Source organism: Oscillatoria sp. HE19RPO (assembly GCF_024220515.1).
Lineage (GTDB): Bacteria > Cyanobacteriota > Cyanobacteriia > Cyanobacteriales > Laspinemataceae > Laspinema.
On record NZ_JAMXOT010000017.1, the window covers coordinates 1 to 17,199 of the forward strand.

Here is a 17,199-nt window from a genome sequence, read left to right on the forward strand (position 1 = left end):
TCTTCAAAGTCATTAGACTTCTGGATAGGTTGAGAATTAATCGATTTTTTCATTATGTTAATTCCTCTAAAATTTATGGCCCTAATTTAACATTTTTCATTCCAGAGAAATATTTGAAATTCAAATATTTTTTATAAGCCTAGCTTATTAAGTTGCAATAATTTTGGCTTTTATTTTTTATAAACCAAGTAGATTTCTATCAGTAGTCCCGCATCATCATTACATATTTATGACTACCATTTTGTAAAATTAAAGCGGGGCGCTTTTTTTTGATTTCCGAACCCACAGTCGGATCGAAATTAACCAAATACACCGCTCCCCGTTTCGGTGATTTCACGGGTTCTGCCATACTTCCTCTTCAATATCGAACCATTCATCAGTCAAACCCAAGTCTCGTGCAGCCCAGCGAGTGGCTCCTTCTTGTAACTGTTGCTTGAGAGAGTCTCGCTGCTTCTGGGCAATATAAAATTTAACCGCCTCGTTAATCAAAGCACTGCGCTTGAGTAGAGCATCATCCGCAGACTCGTCAGGTTTCGTGAGTTGGTCAATCAGTCGAATCGTTTCTTCCGGCAAGAGGATTTGTAAGTGCTGGGTCATTTGGGCTAGACCTCAATTCGGGATAATTTCATTGTACATGGATTGACGGGGATTGGAAAGTTTAAATGCGGTTTTGGCTATGATTGTTCATTTTCAGCAGTATGGAGAAATAAAATGATAACTCCAATCAATCTAAATCGTCATCGAAAGGCAAAAATTTGGCTAGGAGAGTTACCCAATTTAATTAATCCAAATCATTCCTTTGTAGAGCGCTCTTTACCCGTTAGAACCTCTACCTTAACTCATCCACAACAAGCAGCCATTGAGATGCTCATCCCCTCAGCCGGACGCGCTCTTTATGGACTGTTAGGGGGTGATTTTTTGCCCACTGACTCAGGAGAACTTATCGTCAAAGTTGCAGTATCGGAGAATGCCGAAATAGAAATGCTGGGGTCACTTGCCTCTAACCTTGATACAGTTTACAGGGGGTTGCCCGTTGAGTATGCAGACAGCGTATTTAATGGGATAGGTGATGCCGGGGAAATTCTCGAATCTGGGATATTATTGTGCAACTGTGCCGCACATAGTCCCGTGGGTTCATCGCCGCGTATGTTTCGCCAGCTTGCACTCATCCTAGTCCGATTAATCGCTTCTCAAACCGAATCAGTATCCGAGGAAGAATTAACGAGCCTGGTTTCGGCTTAGTATTGAAAACACTGCTTTAATAGCGCTATTGTCAATAATTCAACCCCATGAATCATATCCTAATCCAAGACTCAGCCCATCATCGGCAACTTTTTGTATGGAATGGTGCGATCGCCGCCCACCGCTTACAGACTTGGCTAGAAAAACGGAACTTGAAACTCCCCAATGACTTAATCGAACTCTGGGAAATGACAGGGGGTGGAGAGTTGTTCGAGTCAGAAACGATTTTGAGTCCGTTTGGCGATGCCAATTTGGGAGATGATATTGATAGTATGAATGAGTGGCACCATGCTCAAGGTATGGCGCAGGAGTATCTCCTGTTTCATATCGGAACTGGACTGAGTGCAGTTCGGTTAACCGATGGGCGCTACGTTACCCTCAGTGACAGCTATCAAGAATTGTCTAAATTTGTGACATTAGCCGATTGGTATCGGGATGAAATTCGCGCAGAATATGGGAGTCGGTACAAACTGGATGCCTTGTTAGTCTAGCTGGGAAAGAGGCGATCGCCCTTTATAGTCGAAATCGAAGTTGCGATCGCCCAATTGCCAGCCGCCCAAGTGCGTCAATTTGCCCAATGGCTTCAGCACGATTTAGAGGATACCTGGGATAATAACAGGATTTACGCAATCTTTAACCCAAAACCCTAAATGTAGAGGCGATTCGCGAATCGCCTCTACATTTAGGATGAATTCTCAAAATCTGCGTAAGTCGGAGAAGTTTGGGCTAGGGTTGTTGATTTCCATCGGTAATTACCATAAAATGGATGGTAATGTCTATCGAACAAAACTGGATGAAAACCCGAGTCGAAATCGAAGCAGCGATCGCCCAATTGCCAGAAGCGGAAGTGCGTCAACTTGCCCAATGGCTTGAAAACTATTTAGAAGATGCCTGGGATAAGCAGATGAAAGAGGATTTAGCCTCTGGAAAATTAGATAAACTCATAGCCAAAGCAGAAGCCGACATCGATAGCAACCGCTTCATAGAAATTGACCGCATTTTGTCCTGATTTCTACCTAGTTAATACTTCTCCATTGAGATACATTGGCAGCAATTTCCTGTAAATATTCATTCACCGTGAGACCATGCGCCTGGGATAATTTTCTCAGGGTTTCCAATTTCGGGTGCTCGCCTTTTTCAATACAACGAATCTGGCGGGATGAAATTCCGGGAATATCCGTTTCTTTGAGATGATGCGCCTTCCTCACCGCTGCCACAGCCTCCCCAAACTTTTGATCATAAATTGCGCGTTCAGCCCGTAAACGATCCCGCAATTCCGGATCTACTTTCGCTCGAAGGGCTTCCATATCCATGTGAATATCGCCACTCGGCCAATAGAGATAGCTTCCATCTTCATCAATTTCAAATTCTGCTCGGTTTTCGGGGGACAGGTTTGCTAAAATCGGTAACTGCTGGAAAGGAATTTCCCAGGTTTGTAAAGCACAGTCCGTGACTAATAAACGATCTTCAATCACCGTGGCATTAGCTATTAATTGCTCCCGTGCTCCCATTTCCCATGCTGCTAAAATCCTCTTGGGTTCAGCGATATTAGAATAAAAGAAAACCTTATCCATTGAGTACAATAGCCATTGCCATTCTGCCTGTTCTAACCTCTGTAGCATAACTTTCAGATCGGAATCAATCCACACAAACAAGACTTTGAATACCTCATGTCTCTGAAAAACTCGCGTAATTTCTGGTAATCCTGTGGCAGAGGTAAAAACAAATAAATTGTCAGAAGTTGGGAGTTCTCCAGAAAAACGATTTAACCCCCACATTGCCGAATTAGAAGGGACTATTTCTTTATAGGGATGCTCAGTCAGGCGATCAGGGACGATAACGGTCATTTCAATAGAAGTATTAGCAGTCATTAAAATCCGCTCCTGTAGGCCACTTTCGTTTCCCATTCTTGCAAAAGTTCTTCCTGGTAAGCCACAACAAGTGCCGCAATTTTTGTTTTTTCGGCTGATGTCGGTTCTTTCCTAGAAAAGATTACATTAAAGTCCAGACTTTTTTCCTGGGTCGTCTCGATGAAGACCCGAATCTCCCAAGCCCCAAGTTTCTTAACATGGAAGTGAGGGGGAGGATGGTCCGCTGAGTGAAACCCCAACCGCAAACCATTGATTGAAAACGCATCGACTTTACCCAAGAAAATAAATGATAGAGATCACTTGTCTACAGATTAACCTACAGCAGACATTTTGGACTATACCTTTTTTAAGAATGTTCGGTATGCGGTAGAAGATGAAAGGGGTGGATCGGATAAAGGGCGAGATCGCATTCATCCTCATCCGATGCCCCCTTCACTCCTATTTTTTCCGCACGAACCGTAACACCACCAGATACACCCACAGCTAAAGGGTAGGAGAATTACCGCACCCCTCTAATTCCTACCCTTGCCCGACCCTGGAAAATTACGGCTAGAGGCGGGTTGCTATTTGCGCCATTCTTTGATTGCCTTAATCAGGGCGGCTGTCGCGGACATCAAGAAAGCGATTGATGTAATGATGTTAGCGGGACTGCTTCCATGTTGGTTCCAGGTATGAGGACATTGAATGAGTTCCTCTGGCAAAGGCATCTCTTCAATGGGTTGAATTTGGGGAATTTCTTGAGTTTCCGGCATCTTTGGTCTCCTTGTTTTAGATTTGAGACCAATCTAATTTGGGCGCGAGGGTCAATGGTGAGCATTTAAAGTCAGAGATTAAATGAAACTTTCTGAACCTGCCCTAAACCGATAAAAGCCCGTAAACTATGGATATGGGAAAAGCGTCACTCGGTTAACTATGGGAGAAACACGCCAACGCGGGGTCCGGATTCATCGATATGGCAAGGAAAAACTGACCACAACTAAGGCAACGACACAGAATTACAAGGGTAAGAAGTGGACTTATGCTGACATTTCCCGCAGTGCTCATGTCAGTGAAAGCACAGTTAAGCGGTTTTTCAGTGGCAAAGAAGTGGATGAGGAGTCAGCCATTGCCATTTGCGACGCCTTGGGTTTAGAAGTAAAAGATGTTGTGGACCTCAACGAATGGAACCCCCCAACTCCGGATGAACCTACCACCAACGATATCGACTGGCGCGAAGTCTGCGAAACGATGCTCAACCGCAGACTCAGCAGCAACCTGCTTACTGCCAACGAGGATATCAACTTTAACCTCGATGATATTCACGTTCCCCTGGCGCTGGTAGAACGACGCCAGCGCGACAAACGCCCCGGGGAGACTCGCGCCGAAGAGGGTTCGCAACTCTACGAACCCACGGGATATGAAGAAAAACAGCGCTTTGAACATGATCAGTTTTTGCAAGATATCCTCGGCAAAGGGGAAGGCAAAACCAAAGGGCGGCAGATTGCCATCATCGGCGAACCGGGTGCGGGAAAAACCACCCTGCTGCAAAAAATCGCTTTTTGGATTTTAGAGGAACGCTCAGATTTGCCGATTTGGATTTCCTTAGCTGACTTGCAGGGACGGGGACTCTGCGACTATTTGCTGGAAACTTGGCTAAAACAAGCGATTCCCCCGTCGCGCCTGATTGAACAGGTGCGAGAAGACTTTCTGGCGGAACTGGAACAAGGGCGGGTGTGGTTGCTGCTGGATGGGGTGGATGAGATGGCGACGGAAAGGGCCACGGGAGGATTGCCACTCCAGCAAATTGCCACCCAACTGAAAGGCTGGATCGCCTCAGCTCGGGTGGTTCTAACTTGTCGGGTTAATGTCTGGGAAGCGAATCTCAATGCTTTGGAAGCGTTCGAGACTTATCGAATGCTGAATTTTAAGTATCCCACCCAGGTGGAAGCGTTTATCGGCAAGTGGTTTGAACGCAGCGATGCCACCAAAGGGGAAGCCCTGCGCCAGGAATTAGCCAAAGCGGAATATCAGCGCCTACAGGATTTGGTGAAAAATCCCCTGCGGTTGACCCTACTGTGCAGCACTTGGCAAACCTCCGAAGGGTTGCCGGAAACTCAGGCAGCACTCTACGAAAGATTTGTGGAGAAAATTTATCAGTGGAAACAGAACTATTTCCCCACCACGGAACCGCAGCGTCAGCAACTTAACCACGCATTAGGAGAATTGGCGCGTCGAGGAATAGATGATGCCGCCTCTCCGTTTCGCCTGCGGCATCAGTTGGTTACCGAGGTACTGGGGGATTGTGATGATGATAACTCTCTGTTTGCCTTAGCGCTGCAACTGGGTTGGTTAAATCAGGTGGGAGTTGCAGCAGAAGACCCCGATGAGAAGGTTTACGCTTTCTATCACGCCACCTTTCAGGAATATTTCGCGGCGTTAAGTATTGAGGATTGGGATTTTTTCTTGCCTAAAAAACATTGCGATCGCCCGGTTCCAGGAAAGCGCTATCGCATCTTTGACCTCCTGTGGAAACAGACAATTTTGCTGTGGTTGGGGCGTAAAGATGTACCGAAGGACAAGAAAGAAGAGTTTATATCCAGGTTGGTCCAGTTTGAGGATGGATGCAGAACTTTTTCTTTTTATGGATTTCGTGCCTATTTTCTTGCTACTGCCGGAATAGCCGAATTTAAGGAATGCGATCGGGCTGATGAGATTATTGCTCAAATTGTGCTTTGGGGGTTTGGTAATTTTAACGAAGAAAAACAAGAGTGGCGGACTTTTCTTGATCCGATAGCATCAAAGGCCACAACTGTTCTAGGAGAAACAGAACACATTAAGGCGACCGCAGCTTTAGTCAATTTAATCGCCCACTCTGAATTTAGATTTAACCGCTGTAAAGCGGCAGAAAGGTTAGGAAAAATTGACCCGGGCAATCCAGAAGCGATTGCGTGTTTAGTTAATTTAATCGCCCACGCTGAAGATGAAGGAACCCGCTGGCAAGCGGCAGAAAGTTTGGGGGCAATTGACCCGGGCAATCCAGAGGCAATTGCGTGGTTAGTTAATTTAATCGCCCACGCTCAAGATGAAGGAACCCGCTGGCGAGCGGCATATAATTTGGGTAAAATTGGCGCAGGCAATCAAAGGGCGATTGAGGCATTAGTCCATTTAATCAGCCACTCTGAAGATGAAGGAACCCGCCGGGAAGCAGCTTCAAGTTTAGGTAAAATTGGCGCGGGCAATCAAACGGCGATTGAGGCATTAGTCAATTTAATCGGCCACTCTGAAGATGAAGAAACCCGCCGGGAAGCAGCTTCCAGTTTGGAGGAAATTGACCCCAGCAATCCAGAAGCGAGCACAGCATTAATCAATTTAATCGCCCACTCTGAAGATGAAGGAACCCGCCGGGAAGCAGCAGAAAGTTTGGGTGAAGTAGGCGTCGGCAATCCAGAGGTTATAACAGAATTAATCAATTTAATCGCCCACTCTAAAGATGAAGTGACCCGGTGGCAAGCGGCTTCAAGTTTGGGTAAAATAGGCGTCGGCAATCCAGAGGTTATCGCGGCATTAGCCAATTTAATCGCCGAGTCGGAAGATGAAGATACCCGCACGCTAATAGTACGTAATTTGGAAAAAATTGACGTTGTGGGCATTATAAAGGCGATCAATGTATTAGCCAAATTAATCGCCCACTCTAAAGATGAATGGGTCCGCCGCAGGCAAGCCGCAAATAGTTTGGAAGAAATTGACGTTGTGGGCATTATTATAAAGGAAATCGAGGTATTATTCAAATTAATTGCCGACGCGGAATCTAAATATATCCGCAGGGAAGCGGCATTAAGTTTGGATAAAATTTGGACAACAGAAAAACGGTATTTATTTTTCGTGACTTCCCTCAAGGATTTATTATCCGATGAGATTTATAAAAATGACTTTAAGCGCTTTGAGAAAGCCCACGAAGTCATTTGGAATTCTGCTCAAAACCTCTCGTATCCTGAATTTTATCGCGCTTGGCATGGTGAAGAGGAGGAAGTAGAACCAGAACCTGTCTCCAATTTACCCCAGCGCCTCCATGCTAAACTGGAAGAAATGGGATTGTCTTCATCCCTCCAGTTAATCTGCATCGATGGCAGCAAGTTTATCGATAAAGATAATCCTGCTGCTAAAATCTACAATGAAATGCGCCGCGCTAACTGTCCCAAAAGTGCAGATGGCACACCGAAAACAATGGCGGATCTGCAATCCTATTGGGATGAATTGACGTTAGAATCGGAACAACCTATTGTTTTAGTGTTTTACGAAACTCTAACTGCACCGGAAATGTCAGGATTTAGTGAGAAATTTCTCACGGATTTAAGCAAGTTTGATGGGGCGATTTGCGTGGTGACTGAGGCGCGAGTCAGTGGGTTGCAAACGTTTTCGCCGAATCAAGGGAATTGGCTTGCAGAATTGGTCAATTGGATAAAAAATTGATACTTTTCGGATGATTTCGGCCCGTCCTGCTACTCGAAACAGAAAGAACATTATTTGATACCAAATCCGGCCATCAAAAGCCGTTTTCATCTCTTAGCCTGCGTTTGGCGCAGCCTGCGCGATAGCGCTTAGGCAGGCTTCGTCCGTATAGCCCCAGGCTTTAGCCTGCGGGTTTCCAACATTAACCCTCAATAGCTATCTGTCCTAACTGTTTTAAAATTTGCAAGACTAAATCGAGTTCATTGCCCGGATTGAACAGGGAAAATAATCGAGAGTTGGCATATTCAGCCACAGGATGGCGAGTGGCTTTCAAAAATAAGAACTCATTGCCATTCATAATCATCCCAAAGGTTGAACCCTCGCCCTCGGGATTGCTTAACAGATAGGTTAATGCTTGCGGGATAGCACGGGTGACTGAAAAATCGCTCCGCTTTGATTCAATGACGAATAACCAGAGTCGATGTTTTTGCACCAGTACATCAATCCGACCCTGAATCACGATTCCTTCATCTGCCATTTCCACTGTCACGCTGGTTTCCGTTTCTATCCGAAAGGGTGGGCGGTAAAATCCCGCCAAATCTAGCAAGGGTGCAAGCACTACCATTTTCACGGTATTTTCTAATATTGGTGGGTCTTCCATCAAGGCTAAAAAATTCGCTTTGACCCGCTCTAATGTCTGCTGTTCAATGTCGCTTAAAGGGGGATAGGGTTCGCTCCATTCTGGGAAAAATTGCGGGTCTTGTGACAATTTCAGCCCGTTGTGGCGCTTCCACAACTCAGAATAAGTCATTCCTCCGGTTCAATTCCCGCAGCACGAAGTTGAGCCGCTAATCGTTCAGCCCGTTGGCGTTCCTGTTGGAGCAATTCTGTACCCCACAAGAGTAAATTCCCCTCTTCATCCCACCAGCGTAGCCAGTATCCGGGCCAATTGTCTAGTTTTCCTTGCCATACTCCCAAGAATAGCTGCATTTCGGGTATCCAAAACCGGCCTTTTTCATTTGCATATTCAAGTTTATAGCGCTTGTTTTCCCCTAAACGATACAGTTCTAATGTCCCCGTTTTTATATCAAAAATTCCATAATTGGGAACTTGCAAAATCTGCTCGTAGTAGAATAATTTCCCTGGTGGATAGGTTTCTTTGATGGAATATTCTTCCCCTTCTATTTCTGAGAAAAACTCCAGAACGACAGCGGGAATTTCTCCTTGGAGTCGGGGGGTATAACAGCGATTGACTTCGGAAAGGTCAACGGTAATGTGGGGAATGTAAGCCCAATCTGGCGCTTTGACGACGAATTTGCCATTGAGGGTGGCACAAATGCCGTAGTTGGTGGTGGTGAGGGCGGTTTCCGGGAGTTTTCCCGCAAACCGGAGGCTTTCGGTTAAGGCAGCCGCAAGAATCGGTTCATTGATATGATCCACTGGGTCATCAGGCAGCACAAAATGATCGGGAAACTTTTCCCAGGTGATGGTGTAAGGGGTGCTGCTGGGTAACATGATGATTCCTGATGCGGTAGGGTTGATTGATTAATCTATCATAATAATATTGATGAGGCACGGCTACCCCGTCATCTGCCAGCCCTGTCAAGGGGTATTTGTAGGGGCGCAATGCTTGCGCCCTCTAGGGGATTGCAAAATATAAATCCTCCAAACGTTCTGAAAGTAGGGGCGCAATGCTCGAAGCCCACCGGAGGGCGCAAGCATTGCGCCCCTACATGGATGGGGCTACTCCGTTGATCTACGAACGTTTTGGAGATTTTATTTTTTGAAGTTCCCCTAGTACGTGAAATCAGGATTTTTCCTCATCAAATTTATCACCTTGACCAGAAGTAAGAGAAAGCGGGCGCAAGCATTGCGCCCCTACGGGAAATTTAGAAACCGGGTTTCTTCAGAAAATTTCTGCTACTGAGCAACAAAGGGCTAGAAACCTGGTTTCTTGTCCTAACTCTGTCCTTCCCTTACAAATAGGGTTTGAGAAAAGCTAGGCTACTATACAAGTGAAAAGCCGGGTCCCAGGGACTCGGTTGCACTCTGAACAGATGAATGTGAGAGGGGATGCGCTCTAGCATATCCGCTTCGGCAAGGGTGGTTTCGGCGAAGGGGGTAAAGTCGGTCCAGGTGGGGACTTCTGACAGGTGTTGTTTGAGGACTTTAATCAGGGTTTGCCATTTTAAATGCATACTCATGCTGTCAATGCTATATTTTTGCTTTTTCCCCGAGTTGTCTTGTCCCGGAATGAAAGCATATCCTTTATCAAATTGATAATGTTCTTCGCACAGACGCAGGATGCAGCCTCTCCCGGGTATGTGCAAATCTTTCATGCCGACATATTCGTGCATTTCTTGTTTATAAGTGACTTCGGTGCGGCGATGGTTTTCGACGGCAACTTGTTTGAAAATGGGGAGGTTGCCTTCAACTTGTTGGCTGACTTCGGACCAATTAAAGGCGATTTGACCCACGCGATCGCCCTCGTCTTTGCAAATCACCACCGCCTGGGGCGAAATTGCTTCAAAATGACTGATGCGAAACACCCGCACTTGCTTAATTTCCTCTAAAGTGGCACAAAAACAATTGATTCCCGCTTGTCGCAGTTCCGAGACAAACACGCGCAATTCCCCGATCGCCCCCGTTCGATACATCCGCCAGGTTCTCGTTGGCAGCAACAGTTTAGCGTTATAGGGTTGTAGCTGCATAATCCGCGCAAACTTGACCACCAGTTCGCTTCTTAGTGCCACATCAATCGGTTCAATCACCAGCAACCCCGGTTTAAGCTGGGATGGATCACTTTTGACTTGGGCGATCGCCTCCTTGACTCGTTCTTTAGGTCGGGTTTCGATGCGCTTTAACCCCTGCCGCGCCTGAGAAACTATCTTGGGATTGGTAATGTCTCGCAATACCCGCCGGTAGGCTTTCTCTGCCTGATCCAGTTTCCCGGTTTCTTCATAATAGCGCCCCACATAAAACCCCACCCAAGGATTCTGGGGTGATTCTTCACGGAGGGCTTTGAGTAATTTTGCCGCTTCTCGATAGTCTTTGCAGTCGAGCGCATTCACGACTTCTTCTATGGCAATCATAAATCGCGGGGGGATAAAACCAGGGGTTAATCTCAGGTTTCCCGATTTTACCGGGTTTGATGTCAGGGTAGGGGCGATCGTAACTCGCGGATTCCCCTCCACCTTACAAGGGTAGGTTGTTTACGGGGTAATTTTTCTCAATTTTTGGGGCTGATTCCCCTCCCTTGGAGGGGTGCCCCGGAGGGGCGGGGTGGTAAATTCTAGCGAGTGAGCAGGTATTGATCTATGCTTCTTTACTCAAAAGTATCTGTCTGTTTCAAATCAAGAAACCACCCCGTCCCTTCGGGACACCCCTCCAAGGGAGGGGAATCAGCCTGTATCCTCGGCCAGATAAAGCGATTGAACAATCCAAAAATTAATTGGGCCGGGAGAATGACACAGCTTTACCAAGACACAGGGGAGGGGACCGGAAGTCCTCTTACTTTTAGGTAAATTACCATGAACGTAAAAAATATACCCTTGTAAGATTCCCCTCCACTCCTACCCCTGCCTAATTTTAGACAAAAAAAAACGCCCAAAAGCTTGGGCGCTTGCCATCAGGGTGCATCTACAAAATTAAATATAACACGGTCAATGGGGGGTGTCACCCCTCACCCCCTAGTTTTTTTGAAAGAATTTTCAATTTGGGGATTTTTGTACATTTAATTTACAATTTCTCGTAACGCGGCTCTGCCGCGTTACGCACTCTTTGCGGCTCTGCCGCCTGTACGTTTGGTGAGGTGAATCTGTGACAAATATGGCAGTTTGAAGCCTTGGGTACTGGAGGCAGAGCCTCCAGAATGCGTGACGCGGCAGAGCCACGTCACGAGGAAGAAAAATGCAAATTAAATGAATGTAAAGTTTTGTATCAATTCCCCAATTCCCCAAAAAAATAGGGAGACTGACCCGACTGAGGTCAATCTCCCTATTTCAAAATAGCCTTTAATTATTCCAAATTATTGGGCAAAAGTCAAGACCCGACCATCGGGTTCGAGGACTACGCGAATTTGTAGAGACTGGGCCTCGGGTAAGGGAGATACAAACGGAGTCCCTTGCAACGGCACCCCACTAATATCGATGTGGGTTCCCGAGGCAATTCCCAGAGGGACGATTTGCTGAATTGACCCGTCGGGATTGAGGGTGAGGACATATTCCAATTTGTCGTTAAACCCTTCGGGGGGTTGCCAGGTGTCTTGGAAATAACTCTTGGCTTCTGCGAGTTGGGGCGGGTCCTCAAAGATGGATTGAGTGCGGGTGGCACTTTCCAACGGGACATCCCCTGCACTCGATTCGGACTCGGGTAAATCAGTCGGAGGTGCTTTTAGGGCGATCGCATCAATCCCTTCTGCTTCCGATATCAGACTCTCCTCTGTTGCTTCTGGGACCCCTGCCAAGGAATCTAGGCGCACATTGGGCAGGGGAGGCGGTGCATCATCCAGGGGCCCGATATTAGGTGCGGCTGAGGCCGGTGCAGAACTGCGTGCTTGCCCCGTCTGTGCAGGAGAATCGGACTGCATCGGTGCAGGAGATTCAACCCGTTCTGGGGCCGTTGGCAGAGGTGCGAAACTCGGTTCCGGTGCAGCGGTAGAATTTCCCCTTTGTGCCATCAGTTCATCCCAATCCGGGGGTTCTGGGATGGGGTCGTCTGCTAGGGAAGGCATCGGACGCATGGGGGGAATTGGGTCCGAATCGTCTGGAGTAATTTCTAACTCGACTTGGGGGCGTTGGGGGGCTGATCCAGCCGGTGGCATCTGCAAACCACTTTGCCGCCCTTCAGGCATGGGTCTGGGTGTGGAGGCAACCGGGGGCGCTGCCACGGGCGGCGATGCCGGTGGGGGAGTGGTTGGTACAGTTTGGGGTGCAGGAGGAGGAGTTGTTTGACCCACGGGAGGCGCTGCCGGAGGCACCGGCGGCGAAGTTGGGGCAGTGGGGGGTAAGGCAGAAGGCTGTTGACCGTTCGGAGGGGTCTGGACGCCATTTGGGGCCGGATTTGTCCCGGGGGGAACTGTCGGAGGGGCGACGACTGGGGGAGGAACGGGGGCTACATTCTGCTCAGGGAAGGGTTCGGCTGGGCTTTGAGCCACCGTGGGCGTGTCCACTTCTGTAGCGGGATTGAGCAGTTTGAACAGGGAGGCACTGACGCCAACGGTAAAAAGGGCCATTGCCGCGATCGCCAGCCAAGGGGGAGTCTTGGACAATCCGGCGACTCCGCCTAAGTTCGGTAAGGCGATCGCATCGGCTGCCGCCGAATCTAGGGCCGTGGCAAGGTCAAATAATTGCAACGTTCCCAAATTGACCACGGGACCGGATTCTGGGGTAGCGAGTTCACCGAAATGCAACTCATGCGCCAGTAACCCCCGAGGTTTTAAATAAATACCCAGAACAGGTTCAGGGGTTTGAGAATTCCAGGAGACTTGATCCGCTGGGGGAGAGGAGGAACCCGCCAACGGTTTTTCTTCTAGGGTCGGGTGAGGAGATTGTAAGAGAGTAGTGGGTTCGGTAATCTCCGTTTGGATTTCCGACGGTGTAGCGGTGGCGTCAGCTTCTGTAGCAAAATAAGTGGCATTGAGGCGTTGAGGCGACTCCTGCAAAAAGCCCTGGACATAATTGGTGACGGCATGAGACAAGGCATCCAGTGCTCGGGCGTCGCCGCGAATGGTCACTTGTTGTTCCTCGGGCAATTGCGGCGCATCAAAACTGAGTTGAAACCGCAATTGTTTAAGGACAGGTTTGCCCATCCACTTGGAAAGAGGGGAGCTTTTTGCCACAATCTCTAGGGTGCAAGTGGGGGGCGTGTACCTTCGCAAAACAGAATTGAACGATGGCATGAGAAAATTTTGAGGGGGTATAGTGCTAAATGAATGGTTAACGACTGACTGAGCGATCGAGCAAAGCCAACCATAGCCGCCGATGACCGCTAGGACCGCTGTAGAAGAGTAAATCAATCAGCAGTTTGAGGGCTAAATGAGTCAGCAAGTCCGGGGAGGTGGTGTCTCCATCTTCCATGCGTTCTTGGTAGGTGTTGCAAAAGGTATCAATAAAGTCGCCTAATATAGACGCTTCATGAGGGGCGCGGTTTTGTTCCGCAAGCTGTTCCAGGAGGGCCACTGCACGCCGGATGAGTTCGTGGTGGGTTTTCGCTAAGTGACAAATAATCATCACCAGCGATCGCGCTTCCTCCACATCCAGCTTTTTGCGGCCCCCCTGACTCTTCCGCATGGGATTCGACTGGCGCAGTCGCCACAATGAGACGCGATCGGCCACCACCGATTCGAGTCCCAACTCTTCTGCTGTTCGCAGAATGGCTTCAGAACCAATGTCCGCCAAGCATTCCAGGGCCAGCAAGACTAAATCTAACTGAGTTTTGATGTTATCCAACTGTGCCGGGGTCGGTGCATTCACACCCACTACTTCCTCCCAAGGTGGAGAAGCAGCGATCGGTGCCGCTTTGTTCGCAACACCGTTAGGTTGACCCGGGGGAGCTAATTTTAGGGTCTGGCGCATCGTGAACCTCTGTGGATGGGGTTGGGAAGGGTGGGGGAGATTGTTTGTAGTAACGACTTCAGTCGTTATCCCAGTGTCATGGCAATTGTTCGTAGTAACGACTTCAGTCGTTATCCCAGTGTCATGGTAATTGTTCGTAGTAACGACTTCAGTCGTTATCCCAGTGTCATGGCAATTGTTCGTAGTAACGACTTCAGTCGTTATCCCAGTGTCATGGCAATTGTTCGTAGTAACGACTTCAGTCGTTATCCCAGTGTCATGGCGGACGCCATGACACTTCCCCTTCTGGGATTAAGCACCTGTTTGGGGACAGGGGCGATCGCCTGCGATGGGCGTGACTTGGCTGGGGCCAACTCACGCGGTAACGACTGAAGTCGTTACTACAAACGGGGGAACTATTGCCTGCGATGGGCGTGACTTGGCTGGGGCCAACTCACGCGGTAACGACTGAAGTCGTTACTACAAACGGGGAAGTATCGCCTGAGATGGGCGTGACTTGGCTGGGGCCAACTCACGCGGTAACGACTGAAGTCGTTACTACAAACGGGGGAAGTTACGAACATTTCCCCTATCCTCTCTATTTCCCCTATCTTCACCCATCCCCCATCCCATTCCCTATTTAAGATACGCAATTGTAACACCGGAACCGCCCTCATTTTGAGGGGCGAGTTCGTAGTGACTAATTTGGGGATGTTGTTTCAAGAACTCCTGCACCCCTTGGCGCAACTTACCCGTTCCTTTGCCATGAACAATCCACAATGCACCGCCTAGAGGAATTTGTTGAGCGATCGCCTGTTCTAGTTCCATCTCTGCATCGGCAACTCTGGCCCCTCGGATATCCAGGTTATTTCGGGAGGTGCGGACGATGGGGGCGATCGTTGCCACTTTTTCAGTGGCTGCCTCTGCTGCTGGGGAGACTTTCGTGGTTTGAGTGGCGGCTGGTTTTTTGGGTGGGAGTTCCACTTTTTGACCATCCAGGGATTCGATTTCTGTAATCCCGATGGTCATTTTCATTAGTCCAAACCGCACAGTCACGTCCATATCTCCTTCCCCGACTGCCAGCACTTCGCCGGTTTGTCCTATTTGGGGAATCCGCACCCGATCGCCTGCTTTGGGACGAAATCCCGGTTTCGGTTTGGCGACTTTTTGCTGACGAGATGGCAAATGTTTTTCCGCAATTCCCTGTAAGTCCTGGGTTGCTTGATTAGCATCCTGTCCGGTGACGTTGCCTTGTTGCAAGCGGCGAATCACTTGGGCAATTTCTTGCTTGGCAACGGCGATCGCCTCGGCTACAGCCCGTTCTTGGGACTGCTGGAGTTGCCGTTCCCGTTCTTTCAGAGACTGGGCTTTATCCGCGACTTCCCGATACAAGCGTTCGGTTTCTCCCAGCAATTGACCCGCTTCTTGAGCTTTGGTTTCCTGCTGTTTGCGTTGACTTTCCAATCCAGCAATCACCCGATCCACGTCTTGGTTGCCGGTGGGTGCGACTAAGTTCGCTGCCTGATCCACAATTTCAGACTTTAACCCCAGACGACGAGCGATGGTTAAGGCATTAGAACGTCCCGGAATCCCCCAGAGTAAGCGATAGGTGGGTTGTAAGCTGGCTTCATCAAACTCTACTGAGGCATTTTCAAAGCGATCGTCTTCATATTTGAGGGCCTTGAGTTCGCCATAGTGGGTGGTGGCGATGGTTAGCTGGGAGCAATCTGCTAGATGATGCAACAAGGCGATCGCCAAGGCACTGCCTTCGGTGGGGTCAGTTCCGGCCCCCACTTCATCCAGTAATACCAGGGAGTCTGGGGTACAACTTCCTAAAATCCTGCTAATCCGGCGAATATGACCGGAAAAGGTGGAAAGGCTTTGTTCTAGGGACTGTTCGTCTCCGATATCTGCTAATACAAAGTCAAACCAAGGTAGTTCCACAGGGACTTTGGCAGGGATGAATAACCCGACTTTCGCCATGAGGACCCCTAGCCCCAAGGTTTTCAGGGTGACGGTTTTTCCCCCAGTGTTGGGCCCGGTGATGGCAACGACCTTAATTTGAGGTTGGACAATTAAATCAATGGGAACGACGGCAGTTCCATCTTCATGCTGTTGTTGCCAGATAAGTAGAGGATGGCGCAGTTGCCGCAGGGTAATGGTTTGACCCTCTTCCCCTCGGTTAATAAAGGTTGGGGGATTGGCATTTAACCAGTAACTGTACCGGGCCCGGGCGGTTGCCAAGTCGAGGATGGTGACGATCGCCAATAATCGTTCTAAGTCTTCGACGACTTCGGTAATTTTGGCGGTTAATGCCCGCAAAATTGCCTCTTCTTCGGCTTTTTCCTCCCGCAGTAGGACGCGGGCTTTGTTGTTCAGTTCAACGACGCTATGGGGTTCTACATAGAGGGTAGCGCCACTCATGGAACTATCGTGAACGATGCCGGGAATGGCATCTTTTTGGGGAGATTTCACGGGGATCACAAAGCGATCGCTCCGTTTGGTAATGAGTTGTTCTTGGACGGCGTTGCTATGCCGTTGCAAGATACTCTGCAATTTCTGATAAATCTGGTCGCGGACGGTGCGCTGACGCTGGCGAATTTCCCCTAACCGGGTGCTGGCGCGATCGGCCACTTGAGCGCGATCGTCGATGCAGCGGTGGATTTCTTGTTCGATTTCGGGATAGGTTCGCAGATCGGCAACTAGACGGTTGAGGACGGACAATTGGGGGTGATCGTCGATGGTGCGGCGCAGTTGTCTGGCACCGGAGAGGGTAGTGGCGATCGCCAGCAGTTCCTCGGCAGATAAGATGCCATGCAAGTCCGCCCGTTCTAAGGAGTCCCCAATATCATGGATGCCATCGAAGGACAGGGTAGTGAGTCCCTGATTTTCTAATTCATAAACTTCTTGGGTTTGAGCAAGCAGCACCAGTGTCTGCTCCAACGTATCAGGAATTTGGAGGTCACCGGCAGCCATTGCTCCCAGCTTGGTCCCAGCAAATGTTGCTAGGTGCTGGCACAGGCGCGGCCATTCTAGGAGTTCTAAGGTCTCAGACTGAATCAATGCTTCAAAGCTAAATAGGAACTTGGGGGATATATATCCTA

General features: G+C 48.7%; 16 protein-coding genes. 5 read left to right on the forward strand and 11 right to left on the reverse strand.

Annotated features, from left to right (window positions below):
* Positions 1–199 precede the first annotated feature (199 nt).
* Together NG833_RS30910 and NG833_RS02040 are read right to left on the reverse strand one after the other, a co-directional pair.
* A complete protein-coding gene (locus tag NG833_RS30910) occupies positions 200–349 on the reverse strand; it encodes a type II toxin-antitoxin system PemK/MazF family toxin (protein ID WP_375293870.1) in 150 nt (49 codons plus the stop codon).
* On the reverse strand, positions 334–597 hold the full coding sequence (locus NG833_RS02040) for a hypothetical protein (protein ID WP_254563670.1): 264 nt from the start codon (positions 595–597) through the stop codon (positions 334–336). The genes NG833_RS30910 and NG833_RS02040 overlap by 16 nt, the downstream gene beginning before the upstream one ends.
* A 114-nt stretch (positions 598–711) precedes the next feature.
* Here NG833_RS02040 and NG833_RS02045 point away from each other — a divergent pair, with 114 nt between their 5' ends.
* From NG833_RS02045 to NG833_RS02055, 3 genes are all read left to right on the forward strand, one after another.
* Positions 712–1,242, forward strand: a complete 531-nt coding sequence (locus NG833_RS02045; protein WP_254563671.1) for a hypothetical protein — start codon at positions 712–714, stop codon at positions 1,240–1,242.
* A 47-nt stretch (positions 1,243–1,289) separates the two neighbouring features.
* Complete coding sequence (locus NG833_RS02050; protein ID WP_254563672.1) at positions 1,290–1,733, forward strand: hypothetical protein; 444 nt, start codon at positions 1,290–1,292, stop codon at positions 1,731–1,733.
* Positions 1,734–2,014: 281 nt separating this feature from the next.
* On the forward strand, positions 2,015–2,251 hold the full coding sequence (locus tag NG833_RS02055) for a hypothetical protein (protein WP_254563673.1): 237 nt from the start codon (positions 2,015–2,017) through the stop codon (positions 2,249–2,251).
* A gap of 7 nt (positions 2,252–2,258) precedes the next feature.
* Here NG833_RS02055 and NG833_RS02060 read toward each other — a convergent pair whose 3' ends face one another.
* The 3 genes from NG833_RS02060 to NG833_RS02070 form a co-directional block, all read right to left on the reverse strand.
* Positions 2,259–3,113 (reverse strand): DUF2442 domain-containing protein, encoded by an 855-nt coding sequence (locus NG833_RS02060; RefSeq protein WP_254563674.1) that lies wholly within the window; start codon positions 3,111–3,113, stop codon positions 2,259–2,261.
* Positions 3,113–3,391 (reverse strand): DUF4160 domain-containing protein, encoded by a 279-nt coding sequence (locus tag NG833_RS02065; protein ID WP_254563675.1) that lies wholly within the window; start codon positions 3,389–3,391, stop codon positions 3,113–3,115. Before NG833_RS02065 ends, NG833_RS02060 begins: the two co-directional genes overlap by 1 nt.
* A 285-nt stretch (positions 3,392–3,676) precedes the next feature.
* Entirely contained in the window at positions 3,677–3,865 is a 189-nt protein-coding gene (locus NG833_RS02070; protein ID WP_254563676.1) for a hypothetical protein, read from the reverse strand.
* 160 nt (positions 3,866–4,025) lie between these two features.
* Between NG833_RS02070 and NG833_RS02075 the strand changes: the two genes are divergently transcribed.
* The gene (locus tag NG833_RS02075) at positions 4,026–7,562 is read left to right on the forward strand and encodes a HEAT repeat domain-containing protein (RefSeq protein ID WP_254563677.1); all 3,537 of its coding nucleotides are present in this window, start codon (positions 4,026–4,028) and stop codon (positions 7,560–7,562) included.
* Positions 7,563–7,743: 181 nt separating this feature from the next.
* On the opposite strand, the gene NG833_RS02080 is transcribed toward NG833_RS02075, so the two are convergent.
* The 5 genes from NG833_RS02080 to NG833_RS02100 form a co-directional block, all read right to left on the reverse strand.
* Positions 7,744–8,352: a type I restriction endonuclease gene (locus NG833_RS02080; protein ID WP_254563678.1), complete on the reverse strand. Its 609-nt coding sequence runs from the start codon at positions 8,350–8,352 to the stop codon at positions 7,744–7,746.
* Positions 8,349–9,056, reverse strand: coding sequence for a Uma2 family endonuclease (locus NG833_RS02085; protein ID WP_254563679.1), 708 nt, complete (start codon positions 9,054–9,056; stop codon positions 8,349–8,351). Before NG833_RS02085 ends, NG833_RS02080 begins: the two co-directional genes overlap by 4 nt.
* A gap of 461 nt (positions 9,057–9,517) precedes the next feature.
* Positions 9,518–10,633 carry a tetratricopeptide repeat protein gene (locus NG833_RS02090; RefSeq protein ID WP_254563680.1) on the reverse strand — a complete coding sequence of 372 codons (1,116 nt, stop codon included), beginning with the start codon at positions 10,631–10,633 and terminating at the stop codon, positions 9,518–9,520.
* Positions 10,634–11,568: 935 nt separating this feature from the next.
* A complete protein-coding gene (locus tag NG833_RS02095; protein ID WP_254563681.1) occupies positions 11,569–13,440 on the reverse strand; it encodes a DUF4335 domain-containing protein in 1,872 nt (623 codons plus the stop codon).
* A gap of 37 nt (positions 13,441–13,477) precedes the next feature.
* Positions 13,478–14,116, reverse strand: a complete 639-nt coding sequence (locus NG833_RS02100; RefSeq protein WP_254563682.1) for a DUF3038 domain-containing protein — start codon at positions 14,114–14,116, stop codon at positions 13,478–13,480.
* 30 nt (positions 14,117–14,146) lie between these two features.
* Here NG833_RS02100 and NG833_RS02105 point away from each other — a divergent pair, with 30 nt between their 5' ends.
* A complete protein-coding gene (locus NG833_RS02105) occupies positions 14,147–14,488 on the forward strand; it encodes a hypothetical protein (RefSeq protein ID WP_254563683.1) in 342 nt (113 codons plus the stop codon).
* A gap of 243 nt (positions 14,489–14,731) precedes the next feature.
* On the opposite strand, the gene NG833_RS02110 is transcribed toward NG833_RS02105, so the two are convergent.
* Positions 14,732–17,158, reverse strand: a complete 2,427-nt coding sequence (locus tag NG833_RS02110) for an endonuclease MutS2 (RefSeq protein ID WP_254563684.1) — start codon at positions 17,156–17,158, stop codon at positions 14,732–14,734.
* Between the last annotated feature and the right edge of the window lie 41 nt (positions 17,159–17,199).